Annotated in this window: 15 protein-coding genes, 1 tRNA gene and 2 pseudogenes; 9 read left to right on the forward strand and 9 right to left on the reverse strand. The window is 71.7% G+C overall.

Annotated elements, in window-relative coordinates; all coding sequences use genetic code 11:
- Nucleotides 1–39: 39 nt before the first annotated feature.
- The gene (locus ADL29_RS06595; protein ID WP_046926827.1) at nucleotides 40–504 is read right to left on the reverse strand and encodes a RidA family protein; all 465 of its coding nucleotides are present in this window, start codon (nucleotides 502–504) and stop codon (nucleotides 40–42) included.
- A complete protein-coding gene (gene sp36, locus ADL29_RS42385) occupies nucleotides 501–662 on the reverse strand; it encodes a Sp36 family protein (RefSeq protein WP_003975360.1) in 162 nt (53 codons plus the stop codon). Before sp36 ends, ADL29_RS06595 begins: the two co-directional genes overlap by 4 nt.
- Nucleotides 663–835: 173 nt before the next feature.
- On the opposite strand from sp36, the gene bagA reads away from it, so the two are divergent.
- Entirely contained in the window at nucleotides 836–1,813 is a 978-nt protein-coding gene (gene bagA, locus ADL29_RS06600; protein WP_046926828.1) for an ATPase BagA, read from the forward strand.
- Nucleotides 1,810–3,120: an ATPase BagB gene (gene bagB / locus ADL29_RS06605; protein ID WP_053922778.1), complete on the forward strand. Its 1,311-nt coding sequence runs from the start codon at nucleotides 1,810–1,812 to the stop codon at nucleotides 3,118–3,120. Before bagA ends, bagB begins: the two co-directional genes overlap by 4 nt.
- Nucleotides 3,121–3,252: 132 nt before the next feature.
- On the opposite strand, the gene ADL29_RS06610 is transcribed toward bagB, so the two are convergent.
- Nucleotides 3,253–3,594 carry a WhiB family transcriptional regulator gene (locus ADL29_RS06610; protein WP_046926830.1) on the reverse strand — a complete coding sequence of 114 codons (342 nt, stop codon included), beginning with the start codon at nucleotides 3,592–3,594 and terminating at the stop codon, nucleotides 3,253–3,255.
- Nucleotides 3,595–3,978: 384 nt separating this feature from the next.
- On the opposite strand from ADL29_RS06610, the gene ADL29_RS06615 reads away from it, so the two are divergent.
- The gene (locus tag ADL29_RS06615; protein ID WP_053922779.1) at nucleotides 3,979–6,174 is read left to right on the forward strand and encodes a transglycosylase domain-containing protein; all 2,196 of its coding nucleotides are present in this window, start codon (nucleotides 3,979–3,981) and stop codon (nucleotides 6,172–6,174) included.
- A 150-nt stretch (nucleotides 6,175–6,324) separates the two neighbouring features.
- Here the strand turns inward: ADL29_RS06615 and ADL29_RS06620 are convergent, their stop codons facing one another.
- The gene (locus tag ADL29_RS06620) at nucleotides 6,325–6,789 is read right to left on the reverse strand and encodes a GatB/YqeY domain-containing protein (RefSeq protein WP_053922816.1); all 465 of its coding nucleotides are present in this window, start codon (nucleotides 6,787–6,789) and stop codon (nucleotides 6,325–6,327) included.
- Nucleotides 6,790–6,926: 137 nt separating this feature from the next.
- On the opposite strand from ADL29_RS06620, the gene ADL29_RS06625 reads away from it, so the two are divergent.
- The gene (locus ADL29_RS06625) at nucleotides 6,927–7,853 is read left to right on the forward strand and encodes a metallophosphoesterase (RefSeq protein WP_053922780.1); all 927 of its coding nucleotides are present in this window, start codon (nucleotides 6,927–6,929) and stop codon (nucleotides 7,851–7,853) included.
- Nucleotides 7,854–8,022: 169 nt separating this feature from the next.
- A tRNA-Pro gene (locus tag ADL29_RS06630) sits at nucleotides 8,023–8,096 on the forward strand.
- A gap of 239 nt (nucleotides 8,097–8,335) precedes the next feature.
- Here the strand turns inward: ADL29_RS06630 and ADL29_RS06635 are convergent.
- Complete coding sequence (locus ADL29_RS06635) at nucleotides 8,336–9,709, reverse strand: alkaline phosphatase (protein WP_053922781.1); 1,374 nt, start codon at nucleotides 9,707–9,709, stop codon at nucleotides 8,336–8,338.
- A 1,085-nt stretch (nucleotides 9,710–10,794) separates the two neighbouring features.
- Here ADL29_RS06635 and ADL29_RS06640 point away from each other — a divergent pair.
- From ADL29_RS06640 to ADL29_RS06645, 3 genes and pseudogenes are all read left to right on the forward strand, one after another.
- Nucleotides 10,795–14,808, forward strand: coding sequence for an NACHT and WD repeat domain-containing protein (locus tag ADL29_RS06640; RefSeq protein ID WP_053922782.1), 4,014 nt, complete (start codon nucleotides 10,795–10,797; stop codon nucleotides 14,806–14,808).
- Nucleotides 14,757–15,549, forward strand: a pseudogene (locus tag ADL29_RS40600) (UTRA domain-containing protein). Before ADL29_RS06640 ends, ADL29_RS40600 begins: the two are co-directional and overlap by 52 nt.
- A 5-nt stretch (nucleotides 15,550–15,554) precedes the next feature.
- Nucleotides 15,555–16,313 carry a glycosyltransferase family 2 protein gene (locus ADL29_RS06645; RefSeq protein ID WP_053922817.1) on the forward strand — a complete coding sequence of 253 codons (759 nt, stop codon included), beginning with the start codon at nucleotides 15,555–15,557 and terminating at the stop codon, nucleotides 16,311–16,313.
- A gap of 31 nt (nucleotides 16,314–16,344) precedes the next feature.
- Here the strand turns inward: ADL29_RS06645 and ADL29_RS06650 are convergent, their stop codons facing one another.
- A complete protein-coding gene (locus tag ADL29_RS06650; protein WP_053922783.1) occupies nucleotides 16,345–17,583 on the reverse strand; it encodes an amidohydrolase family protein in 1,239 nt (412 codons plus the stop codon).
- A gap of 174 nt (nucleotides 17,584–17,757) precedes the next feature.
- Here ADL29_RS06650 and ADL29_RS06655 point away from each other — a divergent pair, with 174 nt between their 5' ends.
- Nucleotides 17,758–18,207, forward strand: a complete 450-nt coding sequence (locus ADL29_RS06655) for a DoxX family membrane protein (RefSeq protein ID WP_046926839.1) — start codon at nucleotides 17,758–17,760, stop codon at nucleotides 18,205–18,207.
- A gap of 28 nt (nucleotides 18,208–18,235) precedes the next feature.
- On the opposite strand, the gene ADL29_RS06660 is transcribed toward ADL29_RS06655, so the two are convergent.
- From ADL29_RS06660 to ADL29_RS06670, 3 genes and pseudogenes are all read right to left on the reverse strand, one after another.
- A complete protein-coding gene (locus ADL29_RS06660) occupies nucleotides 18,236–18,751 on the reverse strand; it encodes a hypothetical protein (RefSeq protein WP_053922784.1) in 516 nt (171 codons plus the stop codon).
- 290 nt (nucleotides 18,752–19,041) lie between these two features.
- Nucleotides 19,042–19,488, reverse strand: a pseudogene (locus ADL29_RS06665) (RNA-guided endonuclease TnpB family protein); the annotation flags it as partial.
- Between the two features lie 262 nt (nucleotides 19,489–19,750).
- Complete coding sequence (locus tag ADL29_RS06670; RefSeq protein ID WP_211274259.1) at nucleotides 19,751–24,484, reverse strand: cation-translocating P-type ATPase; 4,734 nt, start codon at nucleotides 24,482–24,484, stop codon at nucleotides 19,751–19,753.
- Nucleotides 24,485–24,554: the final 70 nt, after the last annotated feature.

Below are 24,554 nucleotides of genomic sequence, written 5' to 3' on the forward strand. Positions count from 1 at the left end.
GCTGGGCGACACCCCCGGCCATTATTCGGCCGGTTCCGCTTATTCGGCGATCTCGACCTGGATCTCGACCTCGACCGGTGCGTCGAGCGGCAGCACCGCCACGCCCACCGCGGACCGGGCGTGCACGCCCTTGTCGCCGAGGATCTCGCCCAGCAGCTCACTGGCGCCGTTGATGACGCCAGGCTGCCCGGTGAAGTCCGGCGCGGAGGCCACGAACCCGACGACCTTCACGACCCGCTGGATCCTGTCCAGATCGCCGGTCACCGACTTCACGGCGGCCAGCGCGTTGAGCGCGCAGATGGCGGCGAGTTCCTTGGCCTGCTCCGGGCTGACCTCGGCGCCCACCTTGCCGGCGGCCGGCAGCGCACCGTCCACCATCGGCAGCTGGCCGGAGGTGAAGACATACGCACCGGAGCGCACCGCGGGCTGGTACGCGGCCAGCGGCGGCACGACCTGCGGCAGCTTCAGGCCGAGTTCCGCGATCTTGTCCTCTACCGCGCTCACGCCTGCTTCTCCCGCTTCAGGTAGGCCACCAGCTGCTCGGGGTTGTTCGGGCCCGGCACGACCTGGACGAGCTCCCAGCCGTCCTCGCCCCAGGTGTCCAGAATCTGCTTCGTCGCGTGCACGAGCAGCGGCACAGTCGCGTATTCCCACTTGGTCATGGGGCGAGCGTAATACGTGTGCGGGGCGGCGGCGGACGCCGTCCACGCCCGGCGCCCGGGGCGGGTTCCCGCCGTGTCCCTGATGTGTCCCGGATATTTCTTCTGCCGATCTCCGGGTCTTCCCGGGCGTATCCCGTGCGTAGCGCCGACGAGGACTGGTTAGGCTCCTTGGCGTGAGCAGGCTCCATGTCGTCAGCGGCAAGGGCGGCACCGGCAAGACCACGGTCGCCGCCGCCCTCGCGCTCGCCCTGGCCACCGAGGGGCGCCGCACCCTCCTGGTCGAGGTCGAGGGCCGGCAGGGCATCGCCCAGTTGTTCGAGACCGAGGCGCTTCCGTACGAGGAGCGCAAGATCGCGGTGGGACCGGGAGGAGGAGAGGTCCATGCGCTGGCGATCGACGCCGAGCGCGCCCTCCTGGACTACCTCCAGATGTTCTACAAGCTGGGCGGCGCGGGCCGGGCCCTGAAGAAGCTCGGCGCGATCGACTTCGCCACGACCATCGCACCGGGCCTGCGGGACGTCCTGCTGACCGGCAAGGCGTGCGAGGCGGTGCGCCGTAAGGACAAGACCGGCAGGTTCCTCTACGACGCGGTGGTGATGGACGCCCCGCCCACCGGCCGCATCACCCGCTTCCTGAACGTCAACGACGAGGTGGCGGGCCTGGCGAAGATCGGCCCGATCCACAATCAGGCGCAGGCCGTGATGCGGGTCCTCAAATCGCCCGAGACCGCGGTCCACATGGTGACCCTCCTGGAAGAGATGCCGGTCCAGGAGACCGCCGACGGCATCGCCGAGCTGCGCGCGGCCGGCATCCCGGTGGGCGGCATCGTCATCAACATGACCCGCCCCGCCCTGCTGGACAACGGCGATCTCGACATCGCCGCCCGCGGGGCCCGTACGGGCATCGCCAAGGCGCTCTCCCAGGCCGGCCTGGGCGGCGCACGCCGAGGCGGACTGGCGGAGCGGCTGATCGACCCGCTGCTGGAGCAGGCGCGCGAACACGCCGAACGCGTTGAGCTGGAGCGCACCGAGCATGCCGAGCTGAAGGCCATCGGCCTGCCCACCTACGAGTTGGAGCTGCTCCCCGAGGGAGTGGACCTCGCCGGGCTCTACCGCCTGGCGAGAGATCTGCGGAAACAGGGGCCCATATGACCTCGGACGACATGACCCTGGACGCCTCGCCCCCGTGGCTCGAGGTCGACGCGCTGCTGGACGACCCGCGCACCCGCATCGTGGTGTGCTGCGGTTCGGGCGGCGTCGGCAAGACCACAACCGCCGCGGCGCTGGGCGTACGCGCCGCCGAGCGCGGCCGCAAGGCCGTCGTGCTGACCATCGACCCGGCCAGGCGGCTGGCGCAGTCGATGGGCATCTCGGAGCTTGACAACGTCCCGCGCCAGGTCAAGGGCGTCGATGAGACGGCCGGCGGCGAACTGCACGCGATGATGCTGGACATGAAGCGCACCTTCGACGAGATCGTCGAGGGCCATGCGGACCCCGACCGGGCGCGCGCCATCCTGGAGAACCCCTTCTACCAGTCGCTGTCGGCCGGTTTCGCGGGCACCCAGGAGTACATGGCCATGGAGAAGCTCGGCCAGCTCCGCGCCGGCGACGAATGGGACCTGATCGTCGTCGACACCCCGCCCAGCCGCTCCGCGCTGGACTTCCTGGACGCGCCCAAGCGCCTGGGCTCCTTCCTGGACGGCAAGTTCATCCGGGTCCTGATGGCACCGGCGAAGGTCGGCGGGCGGGCCGGGATGAAGTTTCTGAACGTCGGCATGTCCATGATGACGGGCACCCTCAGTAAGCTGATGGGTGGTCAGCTTCTGCGTGACGTACAGACGTTCGTGGCCGCGATGGACACCATGTTCGGCGGCTTCCGCACCCGCGCGGACGCCACGTACCGGCTGCTCCAGGCGCCCGGTACGGCGTTCCTCGTGGTGGCCGCGCCGGAGCGGGACGCGCTGCGCGAGGCGGCGTACTTCGTCGAGAGGCTGGCCGCCGAGCAGATGCCGCTGGCGGGCCTCGTGCTGAACCGGGTCCACGGCAGCGGCGCCGCCCAACTCAGCGCGGAGCGGGCGCTGGCCGCCGCGGAGGCCCTCACGGAGCACGCCGCGGAGGGCGCCGACGCGGAAAATCTTGAACCGTCCGGCATTGTCGATCATCACAACGGGAAGGCTGCTTCAGGAACCGCCGGTGGCCCCTCCCCCGCTGCCGCGACGGATCAGGTAGCACCCACATCTGCCTCAGCGGCACAGCTCGCCGCCGGGCTGCTGCGTCTGCACGCGGAGCGCATGCAGGTCCTCGCGCGCGAACGGCGCACGCGCGACCGCTTCACCGCACTGCATCCCGAGGTCCCGGTGACCGAGGTCGCCGCGCTGCCCGGTGACGTCCATGACCTCGCCGGTCTGCGCGCGATCGGCGACCGCCTCGCGCTGAACAGCGCCGAAGCCGACGACTGAGTCAAAGGCGAGGACTGAGCCGAAGCCGGCGACTGAACAATCGCACCACGGAAACCGGCGCCGCCCCTCCGCCCGGACCGCGTCCGGACCACACACACTCGGCCCACCTGACGGCCCCACGGCCGCCTGCGCCTACCCGACCGCGGCGTACTCGTCGAAGGCCTCGTCCTCGCAGTCCACCGGCAGGATGCCGGTGCTGCGCTCGTATTCCGTACGTGCTGTCTCCAGCAGCCGGCGCCATGACGTCACGGTCGGCCGACGGCGCAGCAGCGCCCTCCGCTCCCGCTCGGTCATGCCGCCCCACACACCGAATTCCACCCGGTTGTCCAGGGCGTCGGCCAGGCACTCCGTACGCACCGGACACCCGGTGCACACCGCCTTGGCGCGGTTCTGCGCCGCTCCTTGCACGAACAATTCATCCGGATCGGTAGTGCGGCAGGCTGCCTGTGCACTCCAGTCGGTTACCCAGCCCATGCTGGCGCCGTCCTCTCCCGAATCGAGGCTCCCCCACGGCGGCAAGCGGCATATTCACCGTTGCCAGTTGAGGACGTTACGGAAGGCAGGCAGGGCGCAACACCCCCTTCGGGCCCAATCTTGAATGGCCCGAACGGACTATGCGTACGCGGCAGATCACCCAACGGAGTGAGCGGACGGCATACGTCGCTTTCCATCCAAGTCCGGACACTTCACCGTGTGCACATGGGACTTCCGGCGACACAAGCGGGCAAGAGGGGCAGGGGCCGCACAGAGAGAGGGGGTTGACGAACCGAGGCGTAACCATCCCGCTGTGGCAGGTGTGAACAGGCTAAGCGAACAGGTGCACCCCTGTCCGGCGATTCAGAACGTAGGGTTGTCCGCATGGCTAAGAAGCGCGAGGGCGGGGGTCCGTCCAAGGCCCAGATGGCCGCCAAGTTCCTCGGTGTCAGCGTGCTGGCCGGAGCCGTACTCGCCGGCATCGCGCTGCCCGCCGCCGGGGCGCTGGGGCTTGCCGCCAAGGGCTCGGTCGAGGGCTTCGACGACATCCCGGCCAACCTGAAGACGCCGCCGCTCAGCCAGCGGACCACCATCCTGGACGCCGACGGCGGCGAGATCGCCAAGGTCTACTCCCGCGACCGCAGGGTGGTGGGCCTGAAGAACATCTCGCCGTACATGCAGAAGGCGATCGTCGCGATCGAGGACGCGCGCTTCTACCAGCACGGCGCCATCGACCTGAAGGGCATCCTGCGCGCGCTCAACAAGAACGCCCAGTCGGGCGGCGTCTCCCAGGGCGCCTCGACGCTGACGCAGCAGTATGTGAAGAACGTCTTCATCGAGGAGGCGGGCGACGACCCCGACAAGGTCGCCCAGGCCACCCAGCAGACCCTCGGCCGCAAGGTCAAGGAGCTCAAGTACGCGATCCAGCTGGAGAAGGAGCTCGGCAAGCGCAAGATCTTGCAGAACTACCTCAACATCACCTTCTTCGGCCAGCAGGCGTACGGCGTCGAGGCCGCCGCCCAGCGCTACTTCAGCAAGCACGCCAAGGACCTGAAGCTGGAGGAGGCGGCCCTGCTGGCCGGCATCGTCCAGTCGCCCAGCCGCTACGACCCGGTCAACGACCCGCAGGAAGCGACCCGGCGGCGCAACACCGTGCTGCAGCGGATGGCCGATGTGAAGGACATCACCCAGGCACAGGCCCATGCGGCCGCCCAGAAGCCGGTCCGGCTGTCGGTCAGCCACCCCAAGAACGGCTGTATCACCGCCGTGGACGGCGCGGGCTTCTTCTGCGACTACATCCGCAAGGTCTTCCTCAACGACAAGGCTTTCGGAAAGACCCGCACGGCCCGTTCGAAGCGCTGGAACCAGGGCGGTATGACGATCCACACCACCCTCGATCCGCAGACCCAGAAGTCGATCCAGAAGTCGGTCAGCGAGCACGTCTACGACGACGACCCGGTCGCCAGTGCGGCGACCATCGTCGAACCGGGCACCGGCAAGATCCTCGGCATGGGCCAGTCCCGCCCGTACGGCTTCGGCCCGCATCAGACCCAGATCAACCTCTCGGTGGACCACGACATGGGCGGCGGCGCCGGCTACCAGCCCGGGTCGACCTTCAAGCCGGTGGTCGCGGCGGCCGCCCTGGAGCAGGGCACCAGCCCGTACCAGAAGTACTCCTCGCCGTACCGGATGCGGTATCCGAGCCCGGTGCAGACCTGCAACGGCGAATGGCAGGGCACCGACGCCACCCAGAACGAGAACAAATCGGAGGTCGGCCCGTACGGCATGAAGGAGGCGACCGCGAAGTCGGTCAACACCTACTTCGTGCAGCTGATCTCCGACATGGGCATCTGCCCGGCGGTCCGGATGGCGCAGAAGATGGGCATCGAGCGGGCGGACGGCAAGCCGTTGCAGCAGGTCCCGTCGATGACGCTGGGTGTGCAGGAGATGTCGCCGCTGACCATGGCGGCCGGTTATGCCGCCTTCGCCAACGGCGGCGAGTACTGCTCGCCCGTCGCCATCGAGTCGATCACGGATGCGCGCGGCAAGGAGCTGGCCGTTCCGCAGAGCAGCTGCCGCGGCGCGATGTCCAAGAAGACCGCGGACACGATCAACACCCTCCTGCGCGGCGTCGTCCAGGACGGCACCGGCAAGAAGGCGGGTCTCACGGGCCGCGACAGCGCCGGCAAGACCGGCACCAGCGACAGCCGCTACGCCGCCTGGTTCGTGGGCTACACCCCGAACGCCGCGGGTGCCGTCTGGGTCGGCGACCCGCAGCACCAGCGCAAGATGTACGACATCACCATCGGCGGCGTCCCGCACGACAAGGTCTACGGCGCCGACACCCCCGGTCCCATCTGGCGCGACGCGATGACCGGCGCCCTGGCCGGCCGCCCCGCACCGGCGCTGTCCACGGTGCCGATCAACGACCCCGGCAAGGGCGGGAACAAGGGCCGCGGTGGCAAGGGGAAGGGCCAGCAACGGCCCGGCCACGGCCACGGCGGGGACAACAAGCCGGGCGGCGGATGGCACTTCCCGGAATTTCCGGACATTCTGGGCGGCGGCAACGGAGGCTGGTGACCGGCACGTTGGCCGGCCGGTGACAGCCGACCGGACGGACTGGCCGCCGCGCCGCCAGACGAATCAAGCCGGCGAAACGGATGAAGGGGCGCCCTCCCGGGAGGGCGCCCCTTCTCGTACGATCCGGCCGCCGGTGGGCGGCGTACGGCCTCAGCCCGCCAGCAGCTTCTTCACCACGGCGGCGACCCGGCCGCCCTCGGCGCGGCCCGCCACCTTCGGGTTGACGATCTTCATCACGGCGCCCATCGCCTTCGGCCCCTCGGCCCCGGCGCCCTTGGCCTCCGCCACCGCCGCCGCGACCAGCTGCTCCAGCTCGTCATCGGTCAGCTGCTTGGGCAGATAGTCCGCGAGCACCTCGCCCTCGGCCCGCTCCCGCTCGGCCGAATCGTTCCGGCCGCCCTGCTCGAAGGCGTCCGCGGCCTCCCGGCGCTTCTTCGCCTCCCGCGCGATGACCTTCTCGACCTCGGCGTCGGACAGCTCGCGCGCTGCCTTTCCCGCGACCTCCTCCTTCTGGATCGCGCTCAGCGTGAGACGGAGGGTGGAGGAGCGCAGTTCGTCGCGCGCCTTGATCGCAGTGGTGAGGTCGTCCTGAAGCCTGGCCTTGAGCGTGGTCATGCCGTCGAGTATGCCCCCACCCACCGGCAATCGCCGCGCCTTTTCCCTCCGGCCCCGCTCCGCACCGGCCTCCCGCCGCACCCACCCCCGCCACTCTGCGCTGCATCCACCCCCGCCACTCTGCGACGATGGGGCCCATGCGCGCGCGATACGGAGTACCCCTGACCCTGACCGCAGTCGGCGCGGCCGGCCTGGCCTACGCCGCAGGCATCGAAGTCCGCTCCTTCCGCCTCCGGCGCGTCACGGTGCCCGTACTGCCCCGCGGTATGCGCCCCTTGCGCGTCCTGCAGGTCTCCGACATCCACATGGTCGGCGGACAGCGCAAGAAGCAGCGCTGGCTGCAGTCGCTCGCCGGCCTGCGCCCCGACTTCGTCATCAACACCGGCGACAACCTCTCGGACCCCCACGGCGTCCCGGAGACCCTGGACGCCCTCGGCCCGCTGATGGAGTTCCCCGGCGCGTACGTCTTCGGCTCCAACGACTACTACGGCCCCAAGCTGCGCAACCCGGCCCGCTACCTGATCGAGCGGGTCCAGGGCCGGCACGGCCTCAACGGCAACGCCCCCGCCGTCGGCGTCGTCCACAACCCGTGGGAAGACCTCCGCGACGCCTTCGACACGGCGGGCTGGGCCAACCTCTCCAACGCCCGCGGCCGCCTGAAGCTCGACGGCATCGAGATCGCCCTCACCGGCCTGGACGACCCGCACATCAAGCGCGACCGCTACGCCGAGGTGGCCGGCGGCCCGGAACCCGACGCCGACCTCTCCCTGGCCGTCGTCCACGCCCCCTATCTGCGCTCCTTGGACGCCTTCACCGCCGAGGGCTACCCACTGATCCTGGCCGGCCACACCCACGGCGGCCAGCTCTGCATCCCCTTCTACGGCGCCCTGGTCACCAACTGCGACATCGACACCGACCGCGTCAAGGGCCTCTCCACCCACACCTCCGCCGGCCGCACCTCCTACCTCCACGTCTCCGCCGGCTGCGGCACCAACCGCTACACCCCGGTCCGCTTCGCCTGCCCCCCGGAGGCGACGCTGCTGACCCTGACGGCACGGGACTGACCTCACGGGCGCACGGGCGGCCGCGACCCACCGGGCCTCGCCGCCGCCCGCCCCCCTTGATCACCGCCACGATCGACCAGGTCAGGCCCCCGGCAGGCCCGCTCCCCAGCTCCACAGGAACCGGATTTCGCCTACGGGGATCAGTCCGCTAAAGTAGAGCTCGTTGCTTCGGGGTGTAGCGCAGCTTGGCAGCGCGCTTCGTTCGGGACGAAGAGGTCGTGGGTTCAAATCCCGCCACCCCGACTGAAGAAACAACAGGTCAGGGGCCTGATCCACTCAGTGGATCAGGCCCCTGATTCGTTTCCGGGACCCTCTTGGGGACCGTCGGCCGATCCCAACGGCCCCACTCCCACGTGCGCCTGTGAACTGGGCCACAGCATCGCTCCGGCTCCGTCGGCACGGGCTCGCGTCGGCCGGTGTGTGGTGACGGCGCGGAGGGAGGGCCGGTGAGTTCCGGCCCTCCCTCGCGTCCGTCAAAGGGGTCAGCGAAGCTGCAGCGCCTTGCGGATGGTGGTGAAGAGGTCGGTCTGGTTGGTGATACCCAGGACCCGGTATGCCTGCGGGCCCTGTGCGGCGATCCGTACCTCGGTGCCGGTGTGCTCCTGGGACTGGCCCGGCGTGTTGGTCGAGTAGTTGACCTTCATCTGGCCGCCCTCGTCGGTGACGAGGGTGGAGGACAGGCCGGGCGGGTTCGCCTCCAGCGGCACGATCTGGCTGGAGTGGCCGTGGTCGGCGGTAGTGACCACGAGCGTGTCGGGGTGCTTGGCGGCGTAGGCGCGGGCCACCTTCACCGCGCGGTCGAACGCGGCGGTCTCGCCGATCTGGCCGCAGGGGTCGGCGGCGTGGTCCTGCTTGTCGATCGAGGCGCCCTCGATCTGGAGGAAGAAGCCCTTGTCCCGGCCGTGGCCCTGCTGCGACTTCTGCTTGTTCTCCAGCAGTTGGATCGCCTTGGTGGCCTGCTCGTCGAGGGCCGGGGTGCCGTCGGGGCGCTGCGGGTTGCCGGTGGTGCAGCGCTGCGGGTCGGTGCCTCCGACGGCGGCGGGCTTGCCGGTCCACTCGACGGGGACGGTGCCCGGCGCGAAGAGTCCGAGGACCGGCTTGCCGCCCTTGAAGTCCTTGAGGCCCTGCTTGTCGGTGACGATCTGGTAGCCGAGCTTGCGCGCCTGCTCCGCCACCGTCATGCCCTTGTACGGGCCCTCGGTGATCTTCTGGTCGAAGCGCTGCTTTCCGCCGCCCAGCAGCACGTCCACCTTGTGGTTGACGCTCTGCTCGGCGATCGAGCCGGGGCCGCCCTTGGCGATGGTGTCGGCCGCGCACTTGGCCATGTCGGCCGGGCCCTGGCAGCTGCGGTCGCTGACGTGGGAGGCGAGCACGGCCGGTGTGGCGTCGGTCAGTTCGGCGGTGGTGACCGACCCGGTGGCGTAGCCGTTCTTCTGCGCCAGCTCCAGGATCGTCGGCAGCGGCTTGTCGGTGTCCGGCGTCTTGGAGATGCGGCCGTTGACCGTCTTGTGTCCGGTGGCCCAACCGCTGCCGCTGGCGGCGGAGTCGGTGACGTAGTCCGGCTTGCCGTTCTTGTCGACCGCGTACGTCGTGTACGCGCCGGTCAGCGGGAACCTGTCCATGTTGAGCCGGCCCGCGGCACCCACGGTGTAGTTCCGCGCCAGGGTGATCTCCGAGTCGCCCATCCCGTCGCCGATCAGCAGGATGACGTTCTTCGCCTTACCGCCCTGGATCGCGCGCGCCGCCTGGTCCTGGGGGCCGAACGCGGCCGCTCCCGCGGGGACGGCCACACCGGTGGCGAGCAGCACGGCGGCGCCGGTTATGGCGCGGCGGCGGGACAGGCGCAGTCTTCGCATGGAATCTCCTCGTATCCGGCCGGCTGGCGCCGGCCACGCGCAGCTCACCAGGAACGGGTGAACACCGCGTGGCGTACCGGTGGCGCGTTGCTCACGGGCGCGTGCCGCGGGGAGCGCACTGCGAGTTGGTGATACGCCCGGTTTCGGCGTACCCGTCGGCGCCGGGCGTTCGCCTGCCTTTTCTCCGCCAACGCGGGTGCATACAGGCACAATTGCCCCAGCCCCCCGTATTGCGGATCTCCCGGGCCCTCCCCGCCGTATCACCTTCCGCGGTACGGCTCCCCCGTGCGGCGGAGGCAGATCATCAGCGGAATCGAGGCTGCGCGGCGCTCCCGAGGGCTTGAATCGTCGTGGCGCAAGAACGGGCCGTACTCCCTCCTTCGGGGCATACGCGCACCATTCGACGCGCGCCAACCTCACGCAGACCACGCGAGAACGGCCAAAATGGGAACACATCATGCGTATTCGGTATATAGCCGCCGCGGGTGCCGCCGCTGCGCTCGCGCTCGGCGCCTCGGTGACGGCCTTCGCCGAGGGCCACGCCGGCGTTGCGCGGGCCGGAGGCCGACTTCGCCAACCATGGCATGGACAGCCCGGGCTGTCTCCTCTTCGGCTGAGCCGCACGACGCCCCACGGCAGAAACAACACCGCGCCGTCCGACGCCGGTCCCTCCCCTGTGGGGACCGGTGCCGAACGGCGCGGACGGCTGGATCCGCGCCCCCCGTACCGGCGCGGATCCGGGACAGGCCGGGCCCTGGTCGACGCGGCGGCAGTCCGGACCGGACCGGCTCCTCGGATCCCTCGCGCTCCCGCGCCGAGGCCGTCACCCCCGGCTCGCGGCTCCGGCGGAAGGTGGCCGAGACCATCCCTCGGAAGTTGTCTCTCCGGGCGCTGAGCTGGTGGCCTGGCCGGGCAACGCCCGGTTGCTGCACCGCTGCGTAGGATCCTGCCAGCCGGTGCGCCCGCAGAGGAGGTTCCGGTATCCGGCCGACGGCGTAACCACAGGTCAGCCAGCTAAGGTGTATTTTCCGGTCCGGATGTTTCCAAGTGCGGGGGAAGTAATCCAAGCTCGGGGGAAGTAAGGAGTGGACGCCTTGAGTTCCGACTCAGGGGCACGCTCAGCTTTCGCCGAGCGCCTCGCACTGCTGTACAAGGAGGCCGGCAACCCTCCCCTCAAGAAGGTGGCCGAGGCGGTCGTCCGGCTTCAGCGGGTCGACGAACGAGGACGGCCCGTGCGGGTGTCCGTGCAGCGCATCAGCGACTGGCGACGGGCCAAGAACGTGCCTGCGCAGTTCGCCGCCCTCGCCGCGGTGCTGCACATCCTGATCCCCCAGGCACGGCGCCTGCGGCCCAAGCCGGTGTCCCCGGGCCTGTACGACCTGGCCCAGTGGCAGCGTCTGTGGGAGCAGGCGGTCGTCGGCCCGGCCGGCGACCGTGCCGCGGCAACCGCGCCGGAAGAACGTCCCCCGGTCGAAGCCGCGACCGTCCCCGGTGTGTGCCCGTACCGCGGGCTGGCTTCGTACCGCCAGCAGGACGCCCGGTGGTTCTTCGGACGGGAGCGGAGCACGGAGGCCCTCGTCACTCAGCTGCGCGCAGCGGAGGAGACGGGCGGCCTGGTCATGCTCGTGGGCGCCTCGGGGGCCGGAAAGTCCTCCCTGCTGAACGCCGGCTTGGTGCCCGCACTGCAGAGCGGCGCACCGGGCGGCGGGACCGGCCGGGAGAGGGAGGTGGTGCAGCTCGTGCCGGGAGGCGATCCTCTCGCGGAGCTGGCCGGCCGGATCCCCGGGCTCGACGACGTCCTCTCGGCTGCCGAGGAGTCGGCGGCGACGGAGCCCGGTACTCCGCATTTCGCGCGCGCGGTGCGGGAGGCCGTCGCGGCGTGGGCGCAGCGTGAGACGTCCGGTGCCGCCCGTCCGGTCGTGATCGTGGATCAGTTCGAGGAGGCGTTCACCCTCTGCTCCGACGAAACGGCCAGGCGCACCTTCATCCAGCTCCTCCACGCCGCATGCACGCCCCCCGGACCGGATACCCCGGCCCCCGTCCTCGTCGTCATCGGCATACGCGCCGACTTCTACGAGCAGTGCCTCGGACATCCCGAACTGGCCGACGCGCTGCAGCACCGGCACATGGTGCTGGGGCCGCTGACCAGCGCGGAGCTGCGGGATGCGGTGACCGGCCCGGCCAAGGCCGTGGGGCTGGAACTCGAACCGGGACTGGCGGAACTGATCGTCCGGGAAGTGAGCGCGGACGGACCCGGCGGGGCACACGACGCGGGCGTGCTGCCGCTGCTCTCCCACGCCCTGCTCGCCACCTGGCAGCGACGGAAGGGGGGCCGGCTGACGCTGTCCGGCTACCGCGCGGCGGGCGGAATCCAGGGCGCGGTGGCGGCGACCGCCGAGCGGGCCTGGTCCGGCCTCGACCCGACGGCGCGCACGGCCGCGCGACTGCTCCTCCTCAGGCTGGTCCGGCTGGGCGAGGACACCCAGGCCACCCGCCGGCGGGGGACGCGGCGCCAGCTGGCGGACGAGTCGACGGATCCGGACAAGACGCAGGAATCGCTCGAAGCGCTGGTGCACGCCCGGTTGGTGACGCTCGACGCGGAGGCCGTGGAGATCACCCACGAAGCGCTGCTCCACGCCTGGCCGCGCCTGCGCGACTGGATCGACGAGGACCGCAACGGCAATCTGCTGCGCCAGCGGCTGGAGGAGGACGGCAGGGCCTGGGAGGGCTCGGGCCGCGACACGTCACTGCTCTACCGGGGCTCCCGTCTGGAGCAGGCCCGCAGCTGGGCGAAGTCCGCCGGTGACACCTTTCTGACCCGCAGCGCGGTGGAATTCCTGACGGCTTCGGTCAGGCTGCGCAAGCGCACGGTCTGGCTCAGCCGTGGTGCGGTGGCGGCGCTGGTCGTCATGGCGATGCTGGCCGTCGGCTCGGCGGTGATCGCGTGGCAGCAGCGGGACGACACCGTTTTCGAGCAGGTCCTCGCCGAAGCCGATCGCGCCCGGTACACGGATCCGTCCCTGTCGGCTCAGCTCGACCTGGTGGCACACGGCCGGCGGCCCGACGACGAGGGCGCGAACAACCGGCTGATCTCGATCGTGAACGCGCCGCTGGCCACACCGCTTCTGGGCCACACCGGCGCCGTCTACCTCACCTCGTTCAGCCCGAACGGCCGGATCCTGGCCACCGCCAGCTACGACCGGACCGTTCGCCTGTGGGACGTGGCGGACCCGACCCGACCCAAGCCCCTGGGCAAGCCCCTCACCGGCCACTCGAGCTGGGTGAGCACCGCCGTCTTCAGCCCGGACGGGCACACCCTCGCCAGCGCCTCGGACGACGGCACGGTCCGGCTGTGGGACGTCCGGGATCCCGGCCACCCGCAGCCGCTCGGGCCGCCCTTGACCGGCCATGACGGCACGATCTTCCTGCTCGCCTTCAGCCCCGACGGGCGCACTCTGGCCTCGGCCGACGAAGACCACACCGTTCGCCTGTGGGACGTCCGCGACCCGCACCGGCCGAAGCGGCGCGGTGCCCTGACCGGCGCCACCGCCGCCGTACGCTCCGTGGCCTTCAGCCCCGACGGACGGACGCTGGCAGCCGGTGGCGACGACAACACGATCAGGCTGTGGGACCTGACCGACCGGCGTCATCCGGCCCCGATCGGCACGGAGCTGACCGGCCACACGGCCACGGTGCACTCCGTGGCCTTCAGCCCCGACGGCCGTACCCTCGCCAGCGGCAGCTCGGACAACACCATCCGGCTGTGGGACGTGGCCTCCCCCCGCCACCCGGCACCGCTCGGCGCGCCGCTCACCGGCCACACCGGCCCCCTGTGGTCCGTGGCCTTCAGCCCCGACGGGAACATGCTCGCCGCCGGCAGCGCGGACAGCACGGCAACGCTGTGGAACGTCAGCGATCCGGCCTACCCCTCACAGGTCGGCGAGCCGCTCGCGGGCAGCAGCGGGGAGATGTACGCCGTGGGCTTCAGCCCCGACGGACGGACCCTGGCCACGGGGAGCGGCGACAGCAAGGTCCGTCTGTGGTCGATCCCGACGTCGCACATGGTCGGCCGGATAGGGGCGTTCCGCCCCGACGGGCGGGTCCTCGCCACGGGCGCCCGGGACAACAGGGTGCGGCTGTGGAACGTGGAAAATCCCGACCGGCCCGTGATGCTGGGCAAGCCGTCCACACCCGGCAAGGGCGAGTACGTGCGGTCGCTGGTGTTCTCCCCCGACGGCCGCACACTCGCGGTGTTCATGGGAAACCAGTCGGTACGGCTGTGGAACGTCGCCGACCCGGCACGGCCCGTCCCCTACAAGCAGACCATCGCCCTGCGGACACGCTTCGCGGGTGCCGACGCGCTGGCCTTCAGCCCGGACGGGCACACGCTGGCCACCGCCTACGACGACGACACCATCCGGCTGTGGAACGTCGGCGACCCCTCCCGCCCCCGTCCGCTCGGCGCACCCCTCACCGGCCACAAGGGCTACGTCAACTCCCTGGCCTTCAGCCCGGACGGCCGCACTCTCGCCAGCGGCAGCGCGGACGCCACCATCCGGCTCTGGAACACCGCCGACCCGCACCACGCCGCCCAGCTCCGCGCGCCGCTCACGGGGCACCTGGGCCCCGTCAACGCGCTCGCCTACAGCCCGGACGGCCGTACCCTGGCCAGCGGCAGCGACGACGACACCGTCCGGCTCTGGAACACCACCGACCCCCGCAGGGCGGCCCGGCTGGGCTCCCCGCTCACGGGCCACACCGAAGCGGTGGTGTCGCTGACGTTCAGCAAGACCGGCCGCACCCTGGCGAGCGGCGGCAACGACAACACGGTCCGGTTCTGGAACGTCACGGTCCCCTCCGGGGCCGCTCCCATCGGTCAGTCGACCAGCCCCAACGCCAAGACGGGCAATTTCCTGTCGTTCAGCCCCCAGAGCCACATGCTCGGGGTGTCGAGCGGCGCCGGTACCGTCCGGCTGTGGAACCTGGACAGCGACAAGGCGATCCGGCACATTTGCGCCACCACTCGGGGCGTTCTGACGCCGGAGAAATGGCGCGAGTATCTGCCTCATCTCTCGTACGCGCCGCCGTGCGGCGAGTAACGGGGCCGTCCCCTGCCGGACCGCGACAGGTGACACGGGCACAACTCCGTGTCTCAATCCTGCAGTTGGCTCCCACCACCGCGGCAGCCTTGGTACTCTTGGCCGCAGCCCGATCGCTGGTGCATCCCCCGTCGCCAGCGATCGGGCGTTTGCGTGCCGTGCGCCGTACCGTGCGCACCAACCTCCGCCACCAGTGGGAGAAGGGCCGGGCGCGGGAGCCGCTGGCGGAGCGCGCCCGGACCGGCGCCACCGAGCACGACACCGGCCTGAAGGCCGACGATCTCGTCTTCCACGCCGCGTACCGCACGATCGAGGCGGACGAGGACCTTGCGGCGGCATTCCGCCTCCCCGAAGGCACGGCCCTCCTCGAACGCACCTACCGCACCCGGTACGCGGCCGAGAGCGCGCCCTTCAACCTGGTGACGTCGTACCTCGTCCACGACCTGATCGCGCCGAACCCCGACATCCTGGACGAGGCCAAGGAGCCTTGGCCCGGGGGCTCGCAGAGCCAGCTCCACAGCGTCGGCATCGAGCTGGACCGCATCGAGGAGCGCGTCACCGCCCGCCCGCCCGCCGACGCCCGAGGAAGCGGCGGAGCTGGAGCTGCCGCCGGGGACCTCGGTGCTCGTCCTCCGGAAGACCTCGATCGACACCCGGGACCGGGTCGTCGACGTCTCGGACGTCATCCTGCCCGGCGATCGCACGGAAATGCTGTTCACCACTCCCCTGGAAAGGTGGTGAGTGCCGTGCGCCGGCGCATCATCATCGTCACTGCCGTCCACGCCCCGTCGGCGCCCTTCCTTCCGGACGCCTACCGCTCGCTCTGCCGGCAGGAACTGCCCGAGGGCTGGGAGTGGCACTGGGTCATCCAGGAGGACGGCACGAGCGACGCGGTCGCCCCCCACGTCCCCGACGACGAGCGGGTGACCTTCCGTCAGGGCCGGCCCGGCGGCCCCGGCGTCGCGCGCACCATCGCCCTCGCCCACGCGGACGGCGCATACGTCAAGGTCCTGGACGCCGATGACCAGTTGCCTCCGGGGACGCTGGCCCGCGACCTGGCCGCCCTCGAAGCCGACCCCGGCATCGCCTGGGCGACCTCGCGCGTCCTCGACCTGCTGCCCGACGGCTCCACCGCCGGCTTCCCCGGAGACCCCGAAGCGGGCCCGGTCGAACGCGGCGCCGTACTCGACTTCTGGAAGGCGAACGGTTTCCGCGCCCAGGTCCACCCGGCGACCCTCTTCGTCCGCCGCGACCTGCTGCTCGCCCTCGGTGGCTGGATGGCCCTCCCGGCGTCGGAGGACACCGGCCTGCTGCTCGCCCTGAACGCGACGAGCCGCGGCTGGTTCTCGTCCGAGGTCGGTCTCCTCTACCGGAAGTGGCCCGGCCAGGCCACCGGCCAGGCGTCCCACACCGATGCGGCGGAGCGTGACGCCCGGATGGCGGTCGTCGAGGCCAGGGCGCGGCAGCTCACCCACTTCAAGTGGCGCTGTCCCGCGGGGGATTGACGGGCGCACGCAGCGGGTGCGGCCGCCCGGCTCAGGAGACGGCCGCAGCCGCCCGGTCGCGGTCGAAGGGCAGGTCCAGCATCCGGATCGCATTCCCCCTCAGCAGCTTGTAGGCGACCTCGTCCGGCAGGCCGCCGACGTGATCGGCGGCCACCTCCTTCGTGTGCGGCCAGGTCGAGTCGACATGCGGGTAGTCGGTCTCGAACGTGGCGTTGTCGATCCCGACGGTCTCGATCGCCTCGACACCGTGCTTGTCGCGGAAGAAGCAGCAGAAGATCTGCCGGTAGTAGTACGTCGACGGGGGCTCCGGGATCAGGTCCTTGACCCCGCCCCACGCCCGGTGCTCCTCCCAGACGGCGTCCGCGCGCTCCAGGGCGTACGGAATCCAGCCCATCTGCCCCTCGCTGTACGCCAGCTTCAGCCGCGGGAACTTCACCAGGACGCCGCTGAACAGGAAGTCCATCATCGAGGCCATCGCGTTGTTGAAGCTCAGCGACGCCTGGACGGCGGGCGGGGCGTCCGGCGACGCGGCCGGCATCTGCGAGGACGAGCCGATGTGCATGTTCACGACCGTCCCGGTCTCCTCGCAGGCCGCGAAGAACGGGTCCCAGTAGCCGGAGTGGATCGACGGCAGGCCCAGGTAGGTGGGGATCTCGCTGAAGGTCACCGCGCGCACGCCGCGCGCCGCGTTCCGCCGGATCTCGGCGACCGCGAGATCGATGTCCCACAGCGGGATGAGGCACAGCGGGATCAGCCGGCCGCCGCTGTCCCCGCACCACTCCTCGACCATCCAGTCGTTGTACGCCCGGACGCACGCCAGCCCGACCTCCTTGTCCTGGGCCTCCGCGAAGGTCTGGCCGCAGAAACGCGGAAACGTCGGGAAGCACAGCGATGCCTCCACGTGGTTGACGTCCATGTCCTCCAGCCGGGCCCTGGGGTCCCAGCAGCCGCGCCGCATCTGCTCGCGCGTGATGCCGTCCAGCGTCATCTCGTCGCGGGAGAAGCCGACGGCCGCGATGATGCGCTTGTACGGGAAGAGCAGGCCCTCGTACTCCCACCAGTCCGTGATCTGGCCGGCCGGGTCGGTGGTGAACCGGTACTTCCCGCCGACGTACTCCAGCTCGCCGATGCCGGCGGTGAAGGGCTTCGGTCCCTTGTCGCGATGCTTCTTCGGAAGCCAGGTCTCGAAGAGATGCGCGGGCTCGATCACGTGATCGTCCACGCTGATGACCTTCGGAAGCTCCCCGTTGCCAGGCTCGTTGCTGACCACGCCGTACCCCCAACTGCCCTGTCGGCTCGCGCCATATCTGACGCCCCATCAGATCGAGGTTATGGGGTCACCCCTGTCGCGGCAAGGACGAACGGCGATCCGCACCCCTTGCGGGATCGCGCGATGTCCGCTGCACTGACGGACCGTCAGCTACCCGGCTTTGGGGAGAACACCATGCAGACGATCTGGCTCGGCGGAGCCGAATGGCTCGCGGTCCTCCGTATCGGCCTCGGCCTGTGGTGGCTGGAGAGCTGGCGCCACAAGGACAAGAAGACCTGGTTCAAGGGCGGCGGGATCACCTGGGCGGCCGGCATCGCCGCCAAGCACCGGTGGCCCGTCGTACGGCGCGGCTTCGACCGCCTGGTCAAGCCCCGCCCCCGGGCCATGGCCTACCTCGTCGCCTACGCGGAGCTGGCGCTCGGGCTCGGCCTCATCGCGGGCCTGCTGACGCCGGTCGCGCTGATCGCGGGGGCGGTACTCAACCTGATCTACCTGGTGCTGATGATCCACGACTGGGCGGAGCAGGGGCAGAACCTGATGATGGCGCTGATCTCGGTGACCGCGCTGGCCGCGATGAGCTGGCAGAGCTGGTCGCTCGACCATGCCTTCGGGCTGTTCTTGTGAGGCCTGCCCATCCTGCTTCGGCTGTGCCTCACATCCACCCGGCCCTCTCGGCCGCAGCCACGGCGGCCGCCTCGGCCGCATCCGCCTTGGCGTTCAACGGCTCGTCCCGGCCCATGCCGTCCCTCCCTGCGGCTTCTCCGGCGGCCCGGGAGGCTGCCATGGCGGCGTGGAAGGCGGCTTCGGAGAGTGCGGTGTCGCCGTGCTCCCGGGCTATCTGGGCGGCAACGACGGCCGCGGCGGAGGCGTTTCTTGCACAACGGGCGTCTGCCGCGGGGTCGGGGGAGCTCTCCGGAAGACGGACCAGCGCCCGCACGGACAGCCGGACGGCATGGGCGGCCCTCGATGCCGGGCCCGTCGGTACGACTTCGGCCGCGTCGCTCGGGATGCCGACGTACCGGCAGGTGGCCTCGGCGCGGTCGGTGGCGCTTCGTCCGCGTGCCGCATGACGCCGCCTGAGGGCCTGTTCGGTCGATTGGCCGCCGTCATGGACGTCATGGACGTCGTCGAGGCCATTGAGGCCATTGAGGCCATAGGAGTCAGTCATCCCCGTCTCCTTGTCCGGCGGGTCGGTGGTGGCAACGAGCGTGCGGCAGGGTGACATGCCGGACGCGAACAGGCCAGAGCGGTGCCGTAACTCACGTTCCTGAGAGGTGCGTTGACCGCGCTTGTACGATCTTCCGGTCTTGAGGGGTGCGGGCGACCAGGGGGAACGCATGGACACGGCAGAGCAGTTATTGAAACCTCCCCTCCCTGAAGGGAGGGGGTTCCTTACCCTCCAGGGCTGATGTGGGGATTTCTAGCTCAGGCCGCCATACGGGGCGGCGCCCCGGATGGTCTCTTGTGTAGCTGCGCCTTCGCAGCCCGGTAGCCGTTCGAGGCGGCCTGTCCCCGTTTGGGCTTCCTGCGGGCCATCATCCGCTGGTAGCGGGCGAGTTTCTGCACGGCGGTCTTCCCGTGCTGCGGCACACGGTCCTTGATGTCCTTGACCGCCTTGGCACGGGACTTGCCGAAATCCCGTACGAGCTGCTGCTGAGGAACACTCGACCCAACGGCCAGCCACGGCGTTGTGCGGCGGGCCTCGGTCAGCATCTTGTCGAGCGCGGCCGGGCCGACCTTCTCACCGTCGGCGTGCGCCTTCTTCGAGCGGGCAACACACTCGTTCCACACCCACCGGCACCGGTCCCACTCGCCTTCGAGTGCACGCCGGGCCGTCGACGACAGGCGCACACGGAAGGTGAACCGGGAATGCCCGGCACCCTTCGCGATCGCCGCTGTCGTCATACATCCGAACCTACCCGGGGGGACTGACAGTTGAGAGCTCTTGACCATTGCGTGCTGCCTACACCGTCGCAGGGTGGACGCCGAGCAGGGCATGGAGGTGCCGGTGACCTGCGGCGGCGGTCCCGTCCAGGCCATGGCCGGAAGCGGTGCAGCACATGGCGTATCGCACCGTGCAGGAGGCACTGCCCAATGTACGGACGGCGGACGGAGATTTCTTCGTATGGGTCGTCCTGCCGTACGGGCAGGCGGCATGCGCAGTCCGCTACCGCAGAAGCCGCGCACTGACCGCCGCTCCCACGGTGGCGGCGGTGGCCGAGCAGGCGACGACGGTCCAGGCGAACGGGCCGAGGGGAGTGCAGCCGAAGAACTGGCTGACCAGCGGGGTTTCGACGAGGGTGAGGAGGGCGAGGGCGGAGACGGCGCTGGTGCCGAGGACGAGGGGGCTGTGCCAGCGGGTGAGCAGGGTCTGGCCGAGCTGGGCGCCGACCAGTGCGGTCAGGCCCATGGTGGAGGCGCGGCGGCTGCCGACGGGGACGAGCCGGGTGAGCCGGCCGATCTGCCAGGCGGTCAGTGCGGCGAGCGCGGTGGCGCCGCCGCGTACGGCCAGTGCGCGAGCCATGTCCGTACCGACGAAACCACGCGCGGGGCCCGCGCCGAGCGGGCGGACGCCCTGCGGGTCGCCCTTGGCGGGGGTGAGGGCCACGGCCAGCGAGGGGAGCATGTCGGTCAGCATGTTCACCAGCAGGAGTTGACGGGTGCTCAGGGGGGTGCGGCCGCTGAGGGCGGTGGCCAGGACGGTGAAGGCGACCTCGCCCGCATTGCCGCCGACCAGGATGGCGACGGCGTCCCGCACGCTGTCCCACAGGGCCCGGCCCTCGCGCAGCGCGTCCAGGACGACCCCGGTGTCGGCGGCCGTGAGGACGAGGTCGGCGGCGGTGCGGGCGGAGCCGGAGCCGCGTCCGGCAACCGCGATGCCGACGTCGGCGCGGCGGATCGCGGCGGCATCGTTCGCACCGTCGCCGGCCATCGCCACCACCCGGCCGGCCTTGCGCAGGTCCTTGACGATCCGCACCTTCTGCGCGGGCGACACCCGGGCGAAGACGGCGGCTTCGGTGACCGCGGCGATGCGGTCGGGGGCGGGCAGCGTGTCCAGTTCGGCGCCGGTCAGGACCCGCTCGGCGTGCGGGATACCGAGTTCGGCGGCGATCGCGGCGGCGGTGTCTGGATGGTCACCGGTGATCATGACGACCCGGATCCCGGCCTCCCCGAGCCGGTGCACCATGGCGCCCGCGGCCGGCCGCGGAGTGTCGGCGATGCCGACGAATCCCAGCAGTGTCAGCTCGTCCACGTGCTCGGCGATCCGGCCGCGCACCGCGGTCGCACCGGCCGCGGTGCGCTCCGCGACGGCCAGTACCCGCAGGCCCTGGGCGGCCAGCCGGCCCACGGTGCGCTGGGCGGCCCTGCGCCGGAGGTCGGTGAGCGGCTCTCCCTCCCGGCCGCCGTGACCGGTGCCCCGTACCCGGGTGCAGCGGGCGAGGACGACCTCCGGGGCACCCTTCACCGCGAGCACCGCCGTATCGCCGTCCCGTCCGAGCGAGGCGGCGTAGCCGCGGCCGGTCTCGAACGGCAGCTCTTCGACGAGCCTCCAGGCGGTGTCCTCGCCCGCGGCGTGGGCGGCCGCCACCACGGCCCGGTCGGTGGCGTGTGAGAGCGGCGGGGCCGCGCCCTCGGTCGGCGGGCAGGCGCGGGCGGCGGCACACACCAGGCGCCGGCCCACCGGCCCGCCGGTCGGCACGGGTCCGGACGGTCCGGCCAGCCGGGTGACCCGCAGCCGGCCCTCGGTGAGCGTGCCGGTCTTGTCGAAGCACAGGGTGTCCACCCTGCCGAGGGCCTCCAGCGCCCGGGTGGACCGGACCAGCAGGCCGATCCGGGACAGCCGGCGGGCCGCGGCCAGCTGCGAGACGGTGGCGACCAGCGGAAGCCCCTCGGGCACGGCGGCCACCGCCACCGCGACCCCCGACTCCAGAGCCCGGCGCAACGGCAGCCCGCGCAGCACGCCCAGGCCGGTCACGACGGCACCGGCGATGCCCGTGGCGGGCAGCGCGATCCCGGTGAGTTCGGCGAGCCGGGCCTGCATCCCCGCCGACGCGTCGACCTGCCCGGCGACGGCGGCGGCCCGCCCGGCCTCGGTGGCCGCGCCGGTGGCCACGACCACGGCGATACCGCTTCCGGCCAGCACCGTGGTGCCCTCGTAGACCATGCAGCGGCGTTCGGCCGGATCGGCGCCCGGCACCGGCTCGGCGGTCTTCTCCACCGGCACCGGCTCACCGGTGAGCGCCGCCTCGTCGACTTCCAGGGCATCGGTGCACAGCAGCCGGGCATCGGCCGGCACGACGTCGTTGGCACGCAGCGCGATCAGGTCACCGGTCCGCAGCGACTCGCCGGGGACCCGTTCGCTCGGCGTGTGGTGCAGCTGCCCGAGCGGTTGCCGTCCGGACTGCTGCTCGTCCGGGCACAGCAGCCGCGCCCTCACCTGCTGACCGAGCATCAGCTCTCCGAGGGCCCGCTCGGCCCGCATCCGCTGCGCTCCGCTGATCACCGCGTTGCCGGCCATCACCCCGACGACCAGCAGCGCGTCCACACTGGATCCGACGATGGCCGATGCGGCGGCGCCGAGGGCGAGTACCGGGGTCAGGGGATCGTCGAGCTCGTGCTGTGCGGCGGCGGCCAGCCGCATGGCGCCCCGGACGGGGGTGATCACGGCGCGGCCGAGCAGTGGACGGTCCTCGCCCCACGACACGATCCGGTGGCCGAGGCGGAGTACGTGGTTCCGCATGGCCGTCGCGGTGCCGGTGCCGTCGGGCTCCGTTGTCGTGGTGGAGCCGGGGTGCAGCCGGCGGTACACCTCGTCCGCGCTGAGCGCGTGCCAGGCGTCCCGGACCACGGGAGGCGGCAGCGGCCGGTGGTCCAGCCGGCGGGCGGTGAGGGCGTTGGCCAGCATGGCGGTCAGGCAGGCGGCGTGCGCCGGGGGGAGGTCCAGCCACGCGGGGACCGCCCGGGCCGGCATCCCGCTGCGGCGGCGTCTTCGGCCGGCGACGAGCAGCGCGCCGAGCGCCGAGCCGCTGAGCGAGAAGCGGGCGGCCCGCCCGGCGGCGCGGTGCGCGGCGGGCACCGCGCCCAGCAGCCGCCACACCTCGGCGAGCCCCGGCCCGCACACCAGGTCGGCGCACCAGTCGGTCGCCCCGGGACGGCGCAGTACGTTCACGCCGACGTCGGCGGCGTCCAGGGCCGGCTGCCGGTCGTGCGCGATCACCAGCACGCCGTGGCCGTCCCGCTGCAGGGACCGGACCTGTGCGGTGAGTTCGTCGGCCTCGGGCGCGGACTCGTCGCCCCAGGCGAGCAGTTCGGCCACGCTGGCGTGCTGGGTCAGGACCACCGTGGCCGCGGCCTCATGTGCCGCGCTGAGCACCGCTTCCGCCAGCGGATCGAGCGAGGTGCCCACCCGTACCCTGCCGCCGCGCCGGCCCGTACGGTCCACCAGGTCCAGCGTCACTCCGGCCGGATGCGCCGGGCCGCTGCCCGACGGTGCGTCCTCCGCCCGCACCAGTCGCCAGCCCTCGCTCCCCGGCCAGGGTCCCCCGCCGGGGAGGCCGGACTCCCCGCAGGCGCCCAGCACGCCGCTCGCGAGCCGCCACACCGCCGCGTCGTCATGGGCATCGCTGGTCGAGACGGCGGAGAGCAGCCTCAGTTCGCCGTTGCACAGCACGGAGGAGTCGATGACCACCGCGTCGATGCGGTCCAGGCGACGCAGCGCGACCGGATTGAGCACCACCACTCCCCGCCGGGCGAGGTCGTGTCCGAGAACCGTGGCGAACGCCTCGCGCCCCAGCCGCGCCGCCTTCGGGACGGTGGCCAAAATCGCGTCCCCGGCCGCGGCGGGGTCACCGGTGCCGAGCAGGATCGCGGCACCGCCGAGCAGCTGCCCGAGCGCGGTACGGTCGGCGGCCTTCTCCACCGGTCCCGGCGGAAGCGGGCACGGCCGTTGGCTGCGCCCCAGGCACTCCTGCGGATGCTGCGCCGCGCCGTCCGGCGCGGCCGGTGCGGGCACGACCAGCTCCGGTTCGCGCAGATTCCAGGCCCGCCGGCGCGCCAGGATCTCGTAGAGCTGGAAGCCCCGGTACACCGCGTCCACCGCAAGCGGCGTCGCGCCGGAGGCCGTCCCCTGCACGGCCGCATTGACGACGGCGAGCAGCACGTCCGCCCGGGTGTGCCCGATCCGCCGTTCCAGCAGCCGCCTGACCTGCGGCATCGCATCCGCCAGGGCCACCGCGGCGCGTACCGGGCTGGGCACGACCGGCAGCGCGGACATCCGGCCGAGCAGCGCCACGCCCGCCCCCAGGCAGTCCGCGGCGAGCGCCACCGCCGCGGCCGAGGCGGCCAGGTCGTCGTCCGGGTGCCGCCGGTCCGTGTCCGGGTGCCGCTGGTCCGTACGGTCGACGGCCCGGCGCGCATCGTGCGCTTCCTCCACCGCCTCGATGGCCTCCACCAGGCGCTCGAGGCCGACCGAACCCTCGGCGTACGCAATGAGCACATGCCCGGTGACCGCGTTCACCTCCGCCCAGCGCACCCCCTCGATCCGGTGCAACGCCCCGGTGAGCGCGCGCACATAGTGGTGGTGCCGTTCGCCGCTTCCGGACAGGCCGTGCGCCTGGATGTGCGCCCGGCCGCCACGTGCCCACACCCGTCGCGGACGCTCGCCGTGCGCCAGATCCCGCAACGCTCCCGCGGCACGGCCCGCCCACTGCCACTGGCCCTCGGCCACACCGAAGCCCGCCGAGACGATCCCGGCCGCCCGCTCACCCGCCCGGACCGCGATCCGCGCCGAGACGGCGGCACCGGACACCGCACCGCCCAGGGCCAGCAACGACGCCAGGCGGGCGGCCGCGACCGGCAGCCCCAGCACCGTGCCCCCTGCGCCCGCAGCCGGAACCTTCACGTCATCCCTCTCCCGTGGCAGTGCCGGGCACAGCGCCCGCCGCCTTGACCCGTACCGCGGCGGGCCGGTG

Origin of the sequence: Streptomyces chattanoogensis (genome assembly GCF_001294335.1) — a bacterium.
GTDB lineage: Bacteria > Actinomycetota > Actinomycetes > Streptomycetales > Streptomycetaceae > Streptomyces > Streptomyces chattanoogensis.

What these genes read in the sequence shown, in the direction of transcription:
- ADL29_RS06655 (WP_046926839.1), top strand. Translation starts at nt 17,758, where the DNA reads ATGCAGACGATCTGGCTCGGCGGAGCCGAATGGCTCGCGGTCCTCCGT.
- sp36 (WP_003975360.1), bottom strand. Translation starts at nt 662, where the DNA reads ATGACCAAGTGGGAATACGCGACTGTGCCGCTGCTCGTGCACGCGACG.
- ADL29_RS06615 (WP_053922779.1), top strand. Translation starts at nt 3,979, where the DNA reads ATGGCTAAGAAGCGCGAGGGCGGGGGTCCGTCCAAGGCCCAGATGGCC.
- bagB (WP_053922778.1), top strand. Translation starts at nt 1,810, where the DNA reads ATGACCTCGGACGACATGACCCTGGACGCCTCGCCCCCGTGGCTCGAG.
- ADL29_RS06620 (WP_053922816.1), bottom strand. Translation starts at nt 6,789, where the DNA reads ATGACCACGCTCAAGGCCAGGCTTCAGGACGACCTCACCACTGCGATC.
- ADL29_RS06610 (WP_046926830.1), bottom strand. Translation starts at nt 3,594, where the DNA reads ATGGGCTGGGTAACCGACTGGAGTGCACAGGCAGCCTGCCGCACTACC.
- ADL29_RS06635 (WP_053922781.1), bottom strand. Translation starts at nt 9,709, where the DNA reads ATGCGAAGACTGCGCCTGTCCCGCCGCCGCGCCATAACCGGCGCCGCC.
- ADL29_RS06660 (WP_053922784.1), bottom strand. Translation starts at nt 18,751, where the DNA reads ATGACTGACTCCTATGGCCTCAATGGCCTCAATGGCCTCGACGACGTC.
- ADL29_RS06625 (WP_053922780.1), top strand. Translation starts at nt 6,927, where the DNA reads ATGCGCGCGCGATACGGAGTACCCCTGACCCTGACCGCAGTCGGCGCG.